The organism is Cupriavidus sp. PET2-C1 (assembly GCF_054515855.1).
Genome location: NZ_CM137260.1, coordinates 1,749,506 through 1,766,329 on the forward strand (window position 1 = coordinate 1,749,506; position 16,824 = coordinate 1,766,329).

Here is a 16,824-nt window from a genome sequence, read left to right on the forward strand (position 1 = left end):
CGGCATTTCTGCCGGCCAAGCGTCCTTGCGCCCAGTGAACAAAGGCAAGGTCGATATGACTTGTCTCCAGCGAACCCCGACAGCGCGCTGGCTGATATCGCGAGCAGTATTAGAAGCGGTGACGCACGCCAACCATGGCGCCGGTCTGGTTCTGGCCAGGCAGGGTGTTCATTGCGTTGGTCACGCCGTAGGTTGCCTGCCCTTTGTTCTTCACGTAGCCGAGGAGCACGTAGGCGTCTGTGCGCTTGGACAGGGCGTAGTCGGCATTCAAGACGTACATCCACGAACTGTTGCTGTCCTTGCGGGCGTCGGTGTAGTACGCCGCGCCGGTCAGGCTGAAGGCGGGAGTGAACTTGTACAACGCGCCAAGCCAGTACAGGTTGTCCTGGCGGACTGCGGTCGCGCTGGTGAGTTCGTCGCGCATCCAGCGGTAGCCGGCGAACACCTTGGCATCACCGAAGGCATAGGCACCGCCAATCGCGGCGCGCTTGGCTGCTGCGCCGGATGTGCCGACAGTGCTGCCCTGGTATTGGTCATAGGCGACACCCACCGACGCCGGACCGTTGGCATACGCCAGGCCACCGCCGAAATTCTTGCCAACCCGGAAGCTGCCCGGCACTTCACCGCCGTTCGTGACGTTGCTATCGCGGCCGAAGCTGTAGAAGCCGGTTGCGGTCAGGCCGCCGAACTTGCCGGTGTACTTGACGGCGTTGTCGGCGCGGCCATTGAAGCCCTGGGTATCGACCGAGTTGAGCGAGTAGCTGCTGCCGGCCGCCATCGGATCATAGGCGGTGAACAGGTCATACAGTGCGTTTTGCTGGCGGCCCAGCGTAATGGCGCCCAGGTCGCTCTGCAGGCCGACATAAGCCTGGCGGCCGAACAGGCGGTTGCCCTGGCCGGACTTGCCCGTGTCGATGTCAAAGCCGCTTTCCAGCACGAAGAGGCCCTTCAGATTGTTGCCGAGGTCCTCCACGCCACGAATGCCCCAGCGCGAACCGGAGAGGCCTCCGGACGTCACGCCCGTGACCGAGCCGCCGCCGTTCGGGCCTTGCACGTGGCTCTGAAAGCTAACGCCGGCATCGGCAATGCCGTAGAGCGTTACGCTGGAAGTGGTCTGGGCGAAAGCGGCACCGGACATGGAGCAAGCTGCGGCGGCGGCCAATGCGAGGAGAGTTTTGTTCACGGTCATTTCGGTTTTCTGTTTGAGCGAGTAGTTTTCCGCCGCCGTCGGAGAGGCAGAGCGGAGAAGCGAAGGAATGCCATCCCTCGATGCGACCGCTGCATTCTGAGGCGGTTATGTGACAGGATTAGGTAAACAGTCGCGCCATGATGGCAATTATTGTTCCGCAAACAGGAATAACTGTTCGTGCACGTAGCAAATGGAGGCATGGCTCTGATGCCGTGGGACAGGAGATCGAGCGCACTTCGCTGTGCGCATGAACGCAAAGAAGCCGCTGTTGAGGGAAGCCGTTAAAAGGCCTGGGGGGCCGGCGCGACGGCGTATCGTCTTCGTAGCAACGAGACGGAAGATGCCATGCGATGCACGATCGTTCTTGTGCTCGATGATGGTGATGGAACCGCGGTCAAGCGTATCGAAGTCATGCGGCTTGATCGGGCCGCCGGAAGTCAGACCTCCGGCGACGCAGGACTGTCCCTGGCTGAAGGCAAGTCAATGGTCAATGGTCAATGGTCTATTGCATCCAGCAGGTGTTCGTTGTCGAACCGCTCGAACGTTCTTGCGCGTCGAGTAGAGCGTGCGTGGTCTGTGGCGTGCTCCGTTGCGGCTTTGGCTCATCCTCCGGTAAACAACTGGCTCGGCGCGATATACACCCGGATCCCCTTGGCCTGCGCCACCTCCGGGAAGATGGTCCTCATATCGACCGAGGTCCCGCCGATGGCCTCCAGGAACGTCCAGCCGACGGTCTTGTCGCCAGCGCGGAAGGCCACCGTTTCGCCGGATGCCACGTTCACGTAGTTCATGCCCGGGACCAGCGTGACCGTGCGGGTCGTCGTGCTCACATCGGCGGGACTGCCGAACAGAGCGGCGACACGGGCGGCTTTCGTGGCCGGCGTGGGCGCCGTGGGCGCCGTGGCGCTCCAGGCGGAGGGACTGGCGGAGGCGATGCCGAGGAGGGAGAGTGCCAGAGCGGCGGCGAGCGTTTGCTTCTTGTTCATCGTGTTTCCTTGTGCCTACCCTTGTCAGATTTGGGTACACGAGGAAAGTGTAGCGACGATGAATCTATTCTAAAAATGATATATTCATCGCATATTCAGTCGCTTTTTTCATGCTCTGCTGTGACACCGGCAGCTACACCACCGGGGCGCCATCCTCCCGCGTGGCGGCAACACGCGGATCATTCAGCAGGAATTGCACGAATGCCGCCGTGAAGGACGGCAGCTTGCCTTCGGCGCGCACGATCAGGTTCAACTCGCGGCGGGCCCAGGTTTCCGCCAGCCGCACGCCAGCTATCCGGGCTTCGCGCAGGGCCGCCGCGGCCACGCTGCGCGGCACCAGCGCCACGCCCACGCCGGCTTCGACCAGTGACAACGCGGCCTCGAAGCTATGGGCGTGCAGCCGCACGTTGGGGCTTTTTCCGGCGCGCTGCGCCATGTCGCGCAGGAAGAGGAAGTTGCTGCTGCCGCGGCTCATGCATACGAAATCGAAATCCAGCGCGGCCCCGAAGCGCAGCTCGGCCTGGCGCGCCAGCGGGTGGCCGTTGGGCACCGCCAGGATCAGTTCGTCCACCGCGTAGCGCACGGCACGGACGTCGCTGGCATCGATATCGCCAGCCAGAATGCCGATATCGGCTTCTTGCGCGGCCACGGCGCAGGGAATCGCCTGGCTGGCGCGCTCTTCCAGGTCGACGTTGACGTCCGGGTTGGCGGCCAGGAAGCGGCTCACGCTGGGGATGATAAAACCGTTGAGCGAGCTGCTGTTGGCCAGCAGCCGGATATGGCCCTTGAGTCCGGCGGAAAAGCGCCCGACCTCGCCATGCATGCGCTCCACGCCGCGCAGCAGTTCGCGCACGTGCACCAGCAAGGTCTCGCCGGCAGGGGTGAGTTCCATGCCGCGCGCGCTGCGCACGAACAGAGCCGTGCCCATCGCGTGCTCGAGATTCTTGAGGCGGTAGCTGGCGGCGGATGCCGTGATGTGGCTCGCGGAAGCGCCACTGGACAGGCTCTGCGCTTCCGCAATCGCCTGGAACAGGCGCAGGTCGGTGAGTTCGTAGCGCACTGTGTCTCCGGGGGCTGACTTGTTGCTTCGCTGTTTGCCACTTGAGGCTGCGCGCGAGACAAAGCAGCCGGCCCCGCGCAAAGGATGCTCATTTTAGAGCATTGCGCGGGGCCGGCCCCGGGGACGCCGGGGATGGAGATGCGTGCTTAGATCAGCGTCAGGCGCACGTCGATATTGCCGCGCGTGGCATTCGAGTACGGGCAGACCACGTGCGCCTTGTCGACCAGGTCTTGCGCGACGGCGCGGTCCAGGCCGGGCAGCGCGATGTTCAGGTCCACCTCGATGCCAAACCCGGTGGGGATGGCGCCGATGCCGACCTGGCCGGTGATGGCGGTGTCGGCAGGCAGTGCCACCTTGTCACGCGCCGCCACGAACTTCAGGGCGCCGAGGAAGCAAGCCGAGTAGCCAGCCGCGAACAGTTGCTCCGGGTTGGTGCCGGCACCACCCGCGCCGCCCAGTTCACGCGGGGTGGCCAGCTTGATATCCAGCGCGCCATCGGACGACACGGCGCGGCCGTCACGGCCTCCGGTTGCGGTGGCGGAAGCACGGTAGAGGACTTTTTCGATCGACATGATGACACTCCTGGCTAGTTGATAACACTGGCTCATCGAGCCTTCGGTTGGAGAAAGCCTGTTCGCTTTCCATATTTAATAGCTGGCTATTAAATAGCACGCTATATATTAGACAATCAAAACGGGCTGTCAAGTTGTTCAGCCCGCCGTCAGCCGCCGCGTCAATCGCATCAATCGCGCCGGCGCTTTGATCCTTACCCGCCGGCCGCTACGGCAAACCGCTCGCGCAGCTGGTCCAGCTCCGCCTTCACGGCCACCACCTGATCGACACTGCAGCCCGAGGCACACAGGACCGCGCGGGGCACGGCCTCCGCCGGCTCCTTGAGCGCATGGCCTTCGGCGGTCAGCGTGACAATGACCTGCCGCTCGTCGGCAACGGCACGCTCACGCCGCAGCAGTTGCTGCGCTTCCATGCGCTTGAGCAGCGGGGTCAGCGTGGCCGAATCCAGATGCAGGCGGCTGCCGATTTCCGACACGGTCAGGCCATCGGCCTCCCACAGCACCATCATCACCAGATACTGCGGATATGTCAGGCCCAGCGGCGCCAGCAGCTTGCGGTACAGCTTGTTCAGCGCAAGCGACGTGGCGTACACGGAAAAGCAGAACTGCTGGTCCAGAAGCAACGCCGACGCGGCATTTGCCGTGGCGCCGGGTGCTGCCTGCTTGGTCCGGGAGGTGCGTTTCGTGTCCATGGGTGTGAATATATATAGCGCACGATCTAATTGCAAGCTATTTTTTTCGCGCACGATCAGACACTCATGATCAGGCGAGGCGATTGCGGCTCGCATCGCCCCAGCCATTGGCACCCAACGCCGCGACTCAGAAAATATGGTTCACGCCCACGCTCACCGCACTGTTCCCGGCGCCGGCATTGCCAACATCGTTTGCATTCCAGACGCGATAGAAACCCGTCGCCGCCGTGTTCGGCGCGTGATTCCGGATATGCGCGTATGACGTGTAGAGACTGGTCCGCTTGGACAGGTCGTAGACATAGCCCACGGCGAACTGCTGGGCATCGTTGTTAGCCGCCGTACGATCGTTCTTGTAGATATAGGACAAGATGGCGCGGCCCGAACCGATCGGCACGGAAGCCCCGACCAGCACATCCTCCGACTTGTAGTTGGGCGTGCCGGGAACGATGGCGCCGCGATTGACCACGTAGTTGAAGTACCCCGTTGCAACGCCGAAATCGTACTTCGCGCCAAAGAAGACCTCGCGGGCATTCTTGCCGGGGCCGTTGGCATCCTGCGCATCGGCGTAAGCCAGTTTCGCCTTGAACGGGCCACGCGTATAGCCGATCGATGCGCCAAACTGGCTATTGGTATTCGCGCTTCCGGCAACCTCTCCGAAGCTGTACGACACCTCGCCTTCGAGGCCCGCCAGCGAGCCAGGCAGGTTGTACTTCACGGCATTGTCGAACCGGTTGCTGCCGCCACGCCCGCCCGCCGAAATCAGGTTGGCGGAAGTCCCTGCCAGACCCGTGACAAAGGGGTCCATCTCGACCTGAGCGTAGGCCAGCGTCGTGTACTGGCGACCCAGGGTAAGGCGCCCATAGCGTGAGTCAAGCCCGAGATAGGACTGGCGGCCGAACAACAGGCCGCCCTGCCCCGAAGCGCCAGTGTCCATCAAGATGCCCGCCTCAAGCGTAAAGAAGGCGGCCATTCCGGCCCCGAGTTCTTCCCGCCCGCGCATGCCGACACGGGAACCCGCCATCATCCCGCTGGTGAGCTTGGTCGCGGAGCCTGCGGCGGCGCCGCTTTCGCGCACGACGCCCATGTCTGTCACACCATAGAGGATGACGCTGGACGACTGCGCCCAGGCCCCGCTCGTTCCCGCCGTTGCGCTGATGACTCCCACTGCGCCTAACACCATCAATACCCGTTTCATTCCTTTTCCTCCAGCCGTTCGAATCGACTCGTTTTGATTGCAGGAGAGGCACGCATTTCTGCCCCCCCTCGAACCCGCCTTACACGCGAAGCTGCCTCTGCCCCGGGGCGGTGTCACAAACACGCAAGAAATTTACAAATTCAGTGAATCCATACAAATCAAGATCCGGCACGCACGGAGCCCACCCCGGTGGCGAAACGCCAGGGGAGTCAGATGACGGGCTGCGATGACGGGTTGCGATGTCAGAGAGGGCTGCGTGGCAGCGCGGCCCTCTCGGGCGATCTGGCTAGATCACCGCAGGTCGGGGAAATGCCCGGCCGTGTCGGCAGCGAGTGGCGTGCGCAGATTCACCGATTGCTGGAAAACTAATCCGCCTGGATGCCGAATTCCTTGACCAGCTTGCCGTAGCGCGCATAGTCCGAGGCGATGAGCTTGCCTAGCGTGGCCGGGTCGCTACCCTGGGCCGTCACGGCAATGGTGGCCATGCGGGCGACCACATCGGGCATCTTCAGGATTTCGTTGAAGTGGCCGTTCAGCGTGCGCACGAGTTCCGCCGGCATCCCCTTCGGTCCGACCACGGCTTGCCAGGCCCCAACCTCCGCGTCCTTGTATCCCAGTTCGGCAAGCGTCGGCACATTGGGCGCAAACGGCGAGCGCTTCTGGTCGGCCACCGCCAGCGGCATCAGCTTTCCGGAGGGGAAATACTGGGCTACCGGCCCCAGGGTCGAGTACATCATCGGGACCTGGCCACCGAGCAGGTCGACGACCGCCGGTGCACTGCCGCGATATGGCACCTGCGTGATCTTGACTCCCGCCGATTTGTTGAAGAGTTCAGCAAGGATTTGCATCGGCGAGCCGTTGCCGGGGCTGGCATAGCTCAGCATGCTGCCCGACTTCGCGTGGGCCACCAGGTCCGCCATCTTGTTCACGCCGGCGGCCTTGTTCACGATCACGAACAAGGACTGCGTCCCCAGCAACGCGATTGGCGTCAGGTCCTTTTGCGGGTCGTACGACGCGCCGGTGCCCGGCCGCAGCACGTGCGGCGAGATAGCAATGGTGTTCGGTGCAAGGAGCAGCGTGTAGCCGTCGGCCGGTGCCTTTGCCACGTAAGCCGTGCCGATCGTCCCGCTTGCGCCTGAGCGGTTCTCCACCACCACTGGCTGCCCCAGGCGGCCGGCGAGCTTCTCGGCAAACAGGCGTGCCAGCACGTCGGTGTCGCCTCCGGCCGGATAGGCCACGACGAGGGTGACGGGCTTGGTCGGATAGCCGCCTTGCGCCCAAGCGGCACCCGCGGCCATGACGGAGGCTACGGCCGCGATGGCGGCCAGCACTTTGCGCCTTTCGAAATGCTTCATGACAACCCTCTGGAAGATGTTCAGACCTGCACACACAAGCTCTTGATCGCCGACCTCATTTGCCGCGAGGCCTCCCCTTTTGCCATGCCGGTCGGTGTTCATATATGAAACAACGATTCACATAACAACGTGAAGAAATTATAAATTCATGGCGATCAAATAAGCGCTGGTGTAAACCCTGGAATAGCTTCCATCGTGCAGGAATGATGCGGAGCGTTGGAAAGAACCAAGATGGCGTCACGAAACAGGCGGACCAAGGCGCCGCTTTGTCTACAACGGCGTGCGGTCATGAAACCCGCAGCTGGACGCGGTGCTCCCCCACACCGCATAATTTCGTTGAATGTCGAGAATTTATGAGAAATGATGCCCGGCATATAATATTGATAGCCTGAGTTTTCCCGAACCCCGCCAAGGCTCACCGTAGAAGAGAGATCATGCGGACTACAGACTTGCAGCGTAAGCTGCAGAACACCGAACCTGCACCAACGCAGACCATCTCCGAAAGGGCGTACCAACTGCTGCGCGCAGACATCATCGCGGGCGGCCTGGCCCCCGGCGAAAAGCTCCGCCTCCAGGCGCTGCAACAGCGCTACGAACTGGGGGTCAGCCCGATTCGCGAGGCATTGATGCTGCTCTGCGGCGAAGGACTCGTCAGCAACGAAGGCCAGCGTGGATTCAGCGTCTCGCCGCTGTCAAGGAGCGACCTGCTCGACCTGATGAGCGCACGCACGTCGATTGAGTTGTTGCTGCTGGAAGATGCCATCGCGCATGGCGACGACGACTGGGGTGCGAACATCATGGCGGCCTATTACAAGCTGACCAAGGCCCGGCTCCCGACGGATGCTTCGGATACCGTTGCCGTCGAGCTCTGGGAATCCGCGCATCGCCGCTTTCATTTCGCGCTGGTCTCTGCGGCCACATCGAAATGGCTGCTGCGCATTGACGAACAGCTGGTGGATCATTCGGAGCGGTATCGCCGTATCCGCCTGGCTTATCCGCGCTCCAGCAAGGAACTGGCCAACGATGTCCTCAAGGAGCATCTGGGCCTGATGGAGGCCGTTCTGGCCCGTGACACCGCGAAGGCCTCCAAGCTGCTGCGCCAGCACCTGATGCGCACGGCCGACGTGCTCAGCAAGCGGTTCGCGGAATAGCTCGCGCCGCCGATCAGCGCCGCAATGCGCTGCCCGCCCTGACGGGCAGCGCTCGGTTTTTCTGCACACCCGCTGGCAGCGTGGTTGCTGGTTTGCCTGTCTAGCCTGTCTAGCCTGTCTAGCCGGCTTGCACGGAAGACAGCGAAACATAGGCAACGATCTCGATGCGCATGCCAGGCACCACCAGCGCCTTGGCAATCACGGTCGACCGGTTTGGATAGGGCGCGGCAAAGAACTCCCGATACACGGCATCGACAACCGCAACGTCGCCGGCATCCACCAGCGTCACCAGCACCTGCGCAACACACGACAGATCCGCGCCCGCTGCCTCGGCCGCCATCCGCAAATTCTCGAATGTGAGCCGCGCCTGTTGCGCGATGTCCCCGGTATCGACCGTGCCATCGCGGCGAACCGGCCCATGCGCCGTGAACAGCAGCCCCGCCGCCTTGGTGGCCCAGGAGAAGGGCTGACCCGGTACGGGCAGACCGATATCGATCACCTCTTTCATTGCGACGTCTCCTTGACGAGGGCGGAAAGCCGTGCGAACCACGGATGCGAAGGATCCTTCAGCGCAGTATGCGTTCGAAAGTGATCCTCCCCTTGGTGCACATGGCATGCGACCGGGCCGGCCTGGCAGGCCAGCATGGCGCGCAGGCGGCGGTTGGAGAGAATCACGCGCTCGCTATCGTGCTCACCGTAGCTCAGGATCATGGGGACGGTGTTGCCCGCGGCCCAGCTCAATGGGCTCATCACCGCGTCAAGATCTGGCGTTTCGAGCAGCATGGTGTAGACCCGGTCCTCCAGGCTCTGCGGCACCGGGCTCGGATGATGAAGATCCATGATGCCGCTGATCGGCAAGCAACCTCGGATCGCCTCGGGCCCGACACCGGCCGCGCGCAAGGCCGGCGTACGCAGCGCCGCCATTGCCGCGATCCCGCCCCCGGCGGAATGCCCGGCCAGGTATAACCGGCTGGCGTCCCCACCAAGTGCCCCAATCCGCCGGGGCAACTCCGCCAGGAGCGCCACGGCGTCGTCGAATGCCGCGGGCAAGCGATGTGCCGGGGCCAGCCGATAGGTCGGCGCAACCAGGACCATGCCCAGGCGAATCACGTTGGACGCCAGGAAGGAAACGTACTCCTTATAGCCATTCGTCCATCCCCCACCGTGCCAGAACACAAGCACGGGCGCATTGCGCAAAGTATTGGCGGTAAACACGTCATAGCTGTGCTGGCGGTCCGGTCCATAGCGCAGGTGACGCACCGCCGCAATGCCGTCGGGCAGATCCTTGGACCAGTCCAACACGGTCTGCTCGTATGCGCGGGCCGCCTCAGTGGGCAGTGGCGCCTGCGGTTCATAGGAAGCTGGGTCTGAAGTATGCAATCTGGTCTCGGTCGAATCGGCATGTCTCGCCGCTTGTGCTTGCCTGGGTGTCATGCATGCGGCCAAGCGCTGCCTACCTTTTCCGCAGCCAGCGCACCCGCGTGCTCGACAATGTATTTAAATATACATAACATGTCAACACACACAATGATCTATTATTTATAAATTCTTAGCGCGTACAATTCGGCACACGGAGCGCCGCAAGCGCAGTGCTACCGGGACCGGTATGAAGGGGGAAACGGCTAGGGGCGGGAGCCGCTATGCGGCTGCCCGGTTACACGGGTTTGTCCGCAAAGCCCTCGGTCGGCGTGCCCTGGTGAAACGACATCTGCCACCCCTTGTCGGTCAGCGTCCAGATCGAGGTGCGAAGGGTGTGCCGCTCCAGCCGGCTGTCCGGCTGCCGGCAGGCAGAGCGGTAGTTCAGCATGGCCACGCCCGGCGCAAGCGAGCGCAGCGAGAAATCCTGCGCCCAGATCGTGCCCGAGGCGGCTTCGGTGGGCAGCTCGTCCAGCGTGTCGGCCTTGGTATAGATGCCGCCGGAGCGGCCGAACTCCAGGAAGTCGTCGTGCAGCAGCGCGTCCAGCCGATGGCGGTCACCGCGCGCGGCGGGACGGTGCAGTTCGGTTTCGAGTTGCCGGAGCAAGGGCAGCAAATCGATCTCTTGGTTCTCGTTGTTCATGTCGTGGTGTTCCTTGGTGTGCCTTGGCGTTCCTGGGTGTTCCCCGGCGCGGCGTTCCTGCCAGCGCTCAGCATCCTGCGTCACTGCGCGTCGTCGTCCATGCCAATGGCAGTCGTGTCGATTCTCTCGACCTTTCCTTTCTGCCGCACCTCCGTGCGCAGCACGAACGCTTCCGTCGGGCAGTACCAGTCGGTGACGTTCATGATCGCGGGCTCGGTCTGGATGAGGTCATCGCCCATCATCAAAGGCCCCAGCGAGGTGCGCTTTTCGTAAGTGATCGGCATGCATTCGCGGCGGCCCAGCATGGTCTCGATGGATTGCGCACGGCCGACCCGGCGCTCGCCAACCGAGACCGAGGCCGATGGCGCGCGAATGGTCGTGACCATCTCGTCGGTTGCCAGGCTGTGGATCTCGAGATCCAGGCTGGAACTGAGCGTCTCGCCCGGCAGCACCACGCCCTCCCGTATCGCAAGGCCCGCATAGCTGAGCACGCCTTTGCCCTGGAACGATGCCTGCCCGAACAGCCGCGTGTAGCGCGCCTGCGCATTGATGGTGGCGCGCTGGCTGCTCACGCTGCCGACCGAGCCGGCCGTCGCGCCGCGGTCGAACGTCATCTTGTGGACCTGGTCCATCACGACCGGCGGGCCCATCATGGCAGCCAGCGCCGACTTCGAGTGAATCGACAGCCAGGCGCTGCAGCCATTTTCCGTGAGCGTCGGGTTCCGGATGGTCATGGTGATAGACATCGGCATGTCGCCACTGGCCTCCATCTGCGCCCGCGCGCCGGACTGGAACCAGGGCGCGTCGCAGATGGTGCCGGGCACGCCCTGCGCCGGGCTGTCGGCGGGGCCTTGCTGCGCCGGGGCTGCAACGGCGAGCGCGCATAGCAGCAATGGAAGTAGCACCGCACCCAGCCGCCTGAAGGCGGGCTTCGGCCCGTTGGGGTGAACAGTCATGTCGTGTCGCGTCCCGAGCAAAAATCCTGCCGCTGGCGCTTCCCCATGCGTCGGGGTTTCAACCCGGACGGGCTGCCAGCACGCCCAGAAGGTAGCACTTGGCATGACACCCCACAACCCGGATTGGCGCCAGCACCGAAGAATCCAAGCCCGGGAAGAAAATGCCTAGTTCGGCCCTCGGCCGGATCGAGGCGCAACGGGCGCCGCCGGGCCGGGACGGCTACCGAATACGGGATAAGGCACGCCGCGCGCCGGATCCGCCGTGGTCTGGTCGACCACGATCTCCACGTCGGCAACTTCGCGCAGTGCGGCCACGAAGGGCTGCCCGGGGAAACCCCGCCCCACACAGCCCTGCACCAGCAGCCAGCGGCCCCGCACGGTGAGCCACAGCGTGGATTCCCGCCAGCCCGGCAGCGTGATCGACAGCGACTGCAGACGGCGCTGCGTGCTTTCCACGATATCCTGCTCGTACTGGTAGGCATTGCCGAGACGGCAGCGGCCTTCGACATAGCAATGGTTGCCGTCCTCGATCCGGTGATGGGCGTCGCGCCGCCATTGTGCTTCGTCCACGCGAGGCCCGAGCGGCTCCGGGCAATTGGCGATGCGTGACGAGATCTGGAAGAACGGATCGTGGCCACGGTTTTCCTGGTCGCTGTCGGCGCCGCGCGCCGGCCAGGCCAGCATGGCGGTGCCGGCCAGCGCCGCCATGGCGATCCGCACGGGCAAGGACAAAGAGCGGACGGGCATGGCAAGCTCCTTGAGGGCGACTCTCGTCTGCGTAGGATAGAACCGGCTGGCTTGCGCGCAAAGCCCGGCCATGCGCGAGCGTCCGGGCTCAGCCGCCCTGCTTGCGTGCCAGCCACGCGCCCCAGAACAGACTGCCGAAGAATCGCTGCGGTGCGGCAAAGCCCGCCTCGGCCAGCAGCGCCTGCACGGCAGCCTCCGAGTGCGGCGGGTCCGCGCCTTGCAGGATCTTGCCCAGCTTGGCCTGGACCTCGTCGGCGCTGGCGCCTTGCATGCGCCAGCGCTCGCCCCAGGCAGCCAGCAGCAGCGGCTCGCTGGCATAGGCGCGATAGTTACCGGCGAGGATCAGCGGCGCGCCCGGTTTCAGGCGGGCGGCGATGGCACGCAAGATATCGCGCTTGGCTTCGTCCCCCGGCAGGTGATGCAGCACGCCGATCAACGTGGCGGCGTCGAAACGCGGCGCGGCGGGCAGGTCCTCCACCACGCCCGCCACGGCATGCGTGCGCTCGGCCAGCCCGGCCTGGGCGACGCGCGCCATGGCAAGGTCCAGCATCGGCGCCGACGGATCGACCGCCGTGAAGCGCCACGCCGGCTCCAGCCTGGCCGCGCAGACGATCTCCTGCGCCGTGCCACCTGCGCCGACCACCAGCACCTCGGCCGCGCGCCCGGCGCCGAGCGTTGCCGCCAGCATGCACGCGGACAGTTCATGGCAGGCGTCGTAGCCAGCCAGCGCGATGCGGCTCTGCTTTTCGTACTCGCCCGCGCGGCTGGGGTCGAATTTGGCGGCGGGATCGGCGGCGGCGGTTTGATTGGGGGTCATGGAGGCGTTCCTCTTCGTTCGCTCTGTCTGGTTGCGGGGAGATGACCCTGAACAGCCTAAAGGGCCGGTCCCGGCGCGACAAGATGACAACTTATGCTGGTATGAGACCTACCAGCACAAGATCGAACACAAAAGCGGAACCAAACCCGTCGCGAAGGCATCGACGCGGCAGATGGAACGCGCCCCGGCGCATCAACGCATCGACGTACAATCTGCGCATTCCAAAAATAACCCAAGGAGACAGCGATGGCATTCATCGGCCCCGATGTGAGCTTGCACCCCACCGCCTACGTGCACGAATCGGCCTACCTCTACGGCAAGATCACCGTGCACGAGGGCGCATCGATCTGGATCAATGTGGCAGCGCGCGCCGAGAGCCGGGAAATCGTAATCGGCGCTTACACCAATATCCAGGACTTCGCGATGCTGCACATCGGCGAGGGCACGCCGACCATCATCGGCAGCCACTGCTCCATCACCCACCACTGCACCATCCACGGCTGCACGATCGGCGACAACTGCCTGATCGGCATCAACGCCACCATCATGGACGGCTGCGTGATCGGCGATAACTGCATCATTGCCGGGCACGCCTTCCTCAAGGAAGGCACCGTGATCCCGCCCAACTCCATCGTGATGGGCAGCCCAGGCAAGGTCACGCGCACGCAGAACAACTTTGTGCGCAACCGGCTCAATGCGTTCTTGTATTACAAGAACGCGCTGGCCTATGCGGGGCAGAATTATCGGGCGTGGGAAGGGCCGGCGTTTTCGGCGCAGATGATGCGGGAGGTGGAGAGGCTGCAGGCGGAGTTGGACGCAACGGACGTTTGACACTCGCCACGATCACCGCGATGCAAGGTTCCCTTTTACGCGCCAAGCACACAGATCTTGCCGTATTGAGGAAGCAGCACGTCTTCCGTTAGCAGCAAGATTAACGGGTAGTATTGCCGGCCCAAGGCTGAGCACGCTAGACCAGCCCGATATCCACTGCCCGGGTATCGGGAAACACATGCGCCAGGCGCGCATCGTCCAGCCCGTACAGGCGCTTGAACATCCCGCCCAGCATCGCGCGGTATTCATTGAGCACCGGCCAGTCGCGATTCTGGTTCAGCGTGCGCTGCTCCACCGCCACTTGCTCGCCGGCGATGCGCCCGCCACGCACTGCGCCGCCGGCCACCCAGTACACCGTGCCGTGACCGTGGTCGGTGCCGCGCGTGCCATTCTCGCGGAAGGTGCGGCCGAACTCGGAGACCACCACCACCGTGGTCTTGCTCCATACCGGCCCGATCTCGTCCGCGAAGCCGGAGATGCCGCGCCCGAGGTTATCCAGCAGGTTGGCCAGTTGTCCCTGCGCGCCGCCCTGGTTCACGTGCGTATCCCAGCCGCCGACATCGATAAAGCCAAGATTGAAGCGCTCGCGCATCAGCCCCGCCATGCGGCGCGCTTCCACCTCGAAGCCCTTGGCGCTGAGCGCGCGGCGGTTGGCCGCCTGCATCTCCTGCATGCGGCCCGCCATGTCAGGCTCGGCCTGCGCGGGCAGGTTCGCGGCCATCATGCTGTTGCGGCGCTGCATGGCCTCGGCCTGCTGCGCCACAGTCTGGCGCAGCTCGAAGCCCTCATTGATCAGCGACTCGAAGCGGGTGCCGCGATACATCTGCGCGAGCACGCGGGTCTGGCGCTCGTCGAAGGGCGTGCGTCCGGTACCCTTGAGCGAGACATTGGGCACGGTGAGCGCGCCGCTTAGCACCATCGGCAGGCCGTCGGTGAAGGCGACGGGCGCGGCGCGTCCGCCCATGGATTCGGCCAGCCGGTTGAGAAAGCCGGAGCCGCGCAGCGAGGCATCGATGCGTCCGCTGCCCTTGCCGTTGCCGGCGAGCGGCAACCCGGCCTCGACCCCGTCCTGCGTCTCGAAGTGGCTGCGCGAGAGATCATCGGTGCCGGCAAACGGCACGAACGCAAGCTGCTGCTTTTGCCACAGCGGCAGCAGGCTATCCTTGAGCGCGGGGTGCAGCGCCCACGCATCGATGCCCCTGCCCGCGCCGCCATCGAAGGCTGCCGCCAGCGACAGCGCGGCGCGCGGATCGGCTTGGGCGCCCTGCGCCACCGGCCTGGCAATGGCGATGGTCGGGCGTGACGCGTAGTAGAAATCGCTGCCCGCCGGCACCAGCACATTGGTGGCGTCGTAGCCACCACGCAGGAACACCAGCAGGAAACGCGCATCGGCCTGCTGCGGCAGCGCGTAGGCGCGCGAGACAATGCCGGGCGCCAAAGCCGCCAGTCCGGCAAGCCCTGCGCCCTTCAGCCAGTCACGTCGTTGCATGGGGTACTCCTTGTACAGGGCGGACGGCTCAGTCCTGCATCCATTCGGGCGACGACAGCAAGATGGTGTTCCACTCCGCCTGCGACGTCGCCTGCGTCATCGCGGTGCGCGTGGCGGGGCCGAGCGTGGATTCGATGCTGTCGAAAAACACGCGGTTGGTCAGCAAAGGAAAGCCGGTGCGCTCGGCCGGCTTGCCATCATCCTTGGAGAACAGCCCGGCCTGCCCCGAGCCGATGGCGCGCGCGATCTCGAAACGCTTGACCATTTGCCCCGAACTGGCCCATGCGCTCTCCGCTGCCGGGAAACCGTCCGGCGTGATGCGGCCATAGAGCGGCTCGCCAAGCTGGTTAAGCCAGCCGATGGCGGGGCGCAGGTTGGCCACCGTGCGGCCGTCATACGCCAGCCGCAGCGATGAAGCCACGAACTGCATCGGGTCCTTGAACTTGCGCGTGCCGGAGGCCAGCGTGGTGTTCAGCTCAGGCGACAGGAACAGCGTGCGCAGCACCGCCGCGATATCGCCATCGGTCTGCGTGAAGGTGCCTGCCATGCGATTGACGAGCGACGGCGGCGGCGTATCTCCGACGAAGTGCGCGGCGAGCTTGTAGGAAATGAAGCGCGCGGTGGCCGAATCGCGGCTGAGAATGTCCACCGCCTGCTCCACCTCGTGGAAGCCGGTCGGCTCGATACGATGGCCAAGCAAGGTCTTGGGCCCGAAGTCGTGCCGGTTCGGGTTGAACTCGAACAGCCCGCCCGCGCGGTAAAGCGCCTGCTTTTGCGGCGCGAGCTTGGGCGGCTCGCCGCTGGTGTTGATGCCCAGGCCGGTCAGCACGCGGGCCAGCTCCTGCACATCCTGCTGGGTATAGCGCGAGCCGCTCGGGCCGCCGGACACGCCCAGCGTGTGCAGCTCCATCAGCTCGCGCGCATAGTTCTCGTTGATGCGGTTGACCGCGCTCTGCGCATTGTCCAGGTACTCCAGCATGGCGGGCGATGTCACGGTCGCCATCAGCAGGTCGCGGAACTTGCCCAGCGCATGCGGGCGCACCGCCTTGTCCTCGTAGTCAGCCAGCACCCAGCGCACCGAGCCCTTGCCGGAGTACACGCTGAAGTGGTTCATCCAGAACCACGTCATCTGCTCGCGCAGCTGCGCGGGCGAGTAGAGGGCGCGCAGCAGATGGCGGCGGCTGGTGTCGAGCACCACGTCGTTGCCGCTGCGGTTGAGCGCGTCGCGCGCCTTCTGTTTTTCGTCTTCGTCGGTGAGGGTGTTGATGCGCTGCTGCTCGGCGCGCACGCTGCGCAGCCTTTGCTCGCCGCTTTGCTGGGCAATGCTCAGCGCCCCGATGGTGGCGGCAAGCTCGCCCGTATCGGTGCCGGGCGCCTTGAGTTGTTCTTCGAGATAGCGCTCGCGCCCCAGCTTGCGCAGGCGTTCGATGCTGGCCTGGTTGGCGCCGAAGGTGACGGTGTTGAGCCAGTGCAGGTCGGCCGGCTTCAGGGCCGCGCCGGATACGCCCTCCGGCGCGCCGCCGCCTTGCGCGCAAGCACCCAGCAGGCCTGCGGCCGCACCGAGGAGGCAAACCGACATCAGGCGTGACAGCAGGCGTGAAATGCTCAAGGACATGGTTGGCCTGTCTCGAACCCCAAGGGGTGACACCGCTCTTACGCTGGCGGACGGGTTTTGGTTGACGTGGATTCATCCGATATCCAGTCTGAACCAGTAAGCAAAATGAA

General features: G+C 64.4%; 17 protein-coding genes and 1 pseudogene. 3 read left to right on the forward strand and 15 right to left on the reverse strand.

Annotated features, from left to right (window positions below; all coding sequences use genetic code 11):
• Nucleotides 1-109: 109 nt before the first annotated feature.
• Nucleotides 110-1,183, reverse strand: a complete 1,074-nt coding sequence (locus tag ACX12D_RS27850; protein ID WP_459374278.1) for a porin — start codon at nt 1,181-1,183, stop codon at nt 110-112.
• 351 nt (nt 1,184-1,534) lie between these two features.
• On the opposite strand from ACX12D_RS27850, the pseudogene ACX12D_RS27855 reads away from it, so the two are divergent.
• Nucleotides 1,535-1,779, forward strand: a pseudogene (locus tag ACX12D_RS27855) (ISKra4-like element ISBusp5 family transposase); the annotation flags it as partial.
• A gap of 12 nt (nt 1,780-1,791) precedes the next feature.
• Here the strand turns inward: ACX12D_RS27855 and ACX12D_RS27860 are convergent.
• The 6 genes from ACX12D_RS27860 to ACX12D_RS27885 all read right to left on the reverse strand — a co-directional run bounded on the left by ACX12D_RS27860 (nt 1,792) and on the right by ACX12D_RS27885 (nt 7,049).
• Entirely contained in the window at nt 1,792-2,175 is a 384-nt protein-coding gene (locus ACX12D_RS27860) for a CzcE family metal-binding protein (protein WP_459374280.1), read from the reverse strand.
• 133 nt (nt 2,176-2,308) lie between these two features.
• Complete coding sequence (locus tag ACX12D_RS27865) at nt 2,309-3,235, reverse strand: LysR substrate-binding domain-containing protein (protein WP_459374282.1); 927 nt, start codon at nt 3,233-3,235, stop codon at nt 2,309-2,311.
• Between the two features lie 146 nt (nt 3,236-3,381).
• Nucleotides 3,382-3,807 carry an organic hydroperoxide resistance protein gene (locus tag ACX12D_RS27870; RefSeq protein ID WP_043353183.1) on the reverse strand — a complete coding sequence of 142 codons (426 nt, stop codon included), beginning with the start codon at nt 3,805-3,807 and terminating at the stop codon, nt 3,382-3,384.
• 194 nt (nt 3,808-4,001) lie between these two features.
• Nucleotides 4,002-4,499 (reverse strand): MarR family winged helix-turn-helix transcriptional regulator, encoded by a 498-nt coding sequence (locus ACX12D_RS27875; protein ID WP_459374284.1) that lies wholly within the window; start codon nt 4,497-4,499, stop codon nt 4,002-4,004.
• 127 nt (nt 4,500-4,626) lie between these two features.
• Nucleotides 4,627-5,694: a porin gene (locus ACX12D_RS27880; protein ID WP_459374286.1), complete on the reverse strand. Its 1,068-nt coding sequence runs from the start codon at nt 5,692-5,694 to the stop codon at nt 4,627-4,629.
• A gap of 365 nt (nt 5,695-6,059) precedes the next feature.
• Nucleotides 6,060-7,049: a Bug family tripartite tricarboxylate transporter substrate binding protein gene (locus ACX12D_RS27885; protein WP_459374288.1), complete on the reverse strand. Its 990-nt coding sequence runs from the start codon at nt 7,047-7,049 to the stop codon at nt 6,060-6,062.
• 449 nt (nt 7,050-7,498) lie between these two features.
• Between ACX12D_RS27885 and ACX12D_RS27890 the strand changes: the two genes are divergently transcribed.
• Entirely contained in the window at nt 7,499-8,200 is a 702-nt protein-coding gene (locus ACX12D_RS27890) for an FCD domain-containing protein (RefSeq protein ID WP_459374289.1), read from the forward strand.
• 118 nt (nt 8,201-8,318) lie between these two features.
• On the opposite strand, the gene ACX12D_RS27895 is transcribed toward ACX12D_RS27890, so the two are convergent.
• The 6 genes from ACX12D_RS27895 to ACX12D_RS27920 form a co-directional block, all read right to left on the reverse strand.
• Nucleotides 8,319-8,708 carry a RidA family protein gene (locus tag ACX12D_RS27895; protein WP_459374290.1) on the reverse strand — a complete coding sequence of 130 codons (390 nt, stop codon included), beginning with the start codon at nt 8,706-8,708 and terminating at the stop codon, nt 8,319-8,321.
• Nucleotides 8,705-9,502, reverse strand: coding sequence for an alpha/beta hydrolase (locus ACX12D_RS27900; RefSeq protein WP_459374292.1), 798 nt, complete (start codon nt 9,500-9,502; stop codon nt 8,705-8,707). The genes ACX12D_RS27895 and ACX12D_RS27900 overlap by 4 nt, the downstream gene beginning before the upstream one ends.
• A gap of 352 nt (nt 9,503-9,854) precedes the next feature.
• Nucleotides 9,855-10,259 (reverse strand): nuclear transport factor 2 family protein, encoded by a 405-nt coding sequence (locus ACX12D_RS27905; protein ID WP_459374294.1) that lies wholly within the window; start codon nt 10,257-10,259, stop codon nt 9,855-9,857.
• An 80-nt stretch (nt 10,260-10,339) separates the two neighbouring features.
• Nucleotides 10,340-11,215, reverse strand: coding sequence for a hypothetical protein (locus ACX12D_RS27910; RefSeq protein ID WP_459374296.1), 876 nt, complete (start codon nt 11,213-11,215; stop codon nt 10,340-10,342).
• Nucleotides 11,216-11,380: 165 nt separating this feature from the next.
• Nucleotides 11,381-11,899, reverse strand: coding sequence for a BON domain-containing protein (locus ACX12D_RS27915; protein ID WP_459376545.1), 519 nt, complete (start codon nt 11,897-11,899; stop codon nt 11,381-11,383).
• 151 nt (nt 11,900-12,050) lie between these two features.
• On the reverse strand, nt 12,051-12,779 hold the full coding sequence (locus ACX12D_RS27920; protein ID WP_459374298.1) for an SAM-dependent methyltransferase: 729 nt from the start codon (nt 12,777-12,779) through the stop codon (nt 12,051-12,053).
• Between the two features lie 246 nt (nt 12,780-13,025).
• Here ACX12D_RS27920 and ACX12D_RS27925 point away from each other — a divergent pair, with 246 nt between their 5' ends.
• Nucleotides 13,026-13,610 carry a gamma carbonic anhydrase family protein gene (locus ACX12D_RS27925; protein ID WP_441640813.1) on the forward strand — a complete coding sequence of 195 codons (585 nt, stop codon included), beginning with the start codon at nt 13,026-13,028 and terminating at the stop codon, nt 13,608-13,610.
• Nucleotides 13,611-13,746: 136 nt separating this feature from the next.
• On the opposite strand, the gene ACX12D_RS27930 is transcribed toward ACX12D_RS27925, so the two are convergent.
• Together ACX12D_RS27930 and ACX12D_RS27935 are read right to left on the reverse strand one after the other, a co-directional pair.
• Entirely contained in the window at nt 13,747-15,099 is a 1,353-nt protein-coding gene (locus tag ACX12D_RS27930; protein WP_459374299.1) for a DUF1501 domain-containing protein, read from the reverse strand.
• A 28-nt stretch (nt 15,100-15,127) separates the two neighbouring features.
• Nucleotides 15,128-16,714, reverse strand: coding sequence for a DUF1800 domain-containing protein (locus tag ACX12D_RS27935; protein ID WP_459374300.1), 1,587 nt, complete (start codon nt 16,712-16,714; stop codon nt 15,128-15,130).
• Nucleotides 16,715-16,824: the final 110 nt, after the last annotated feature.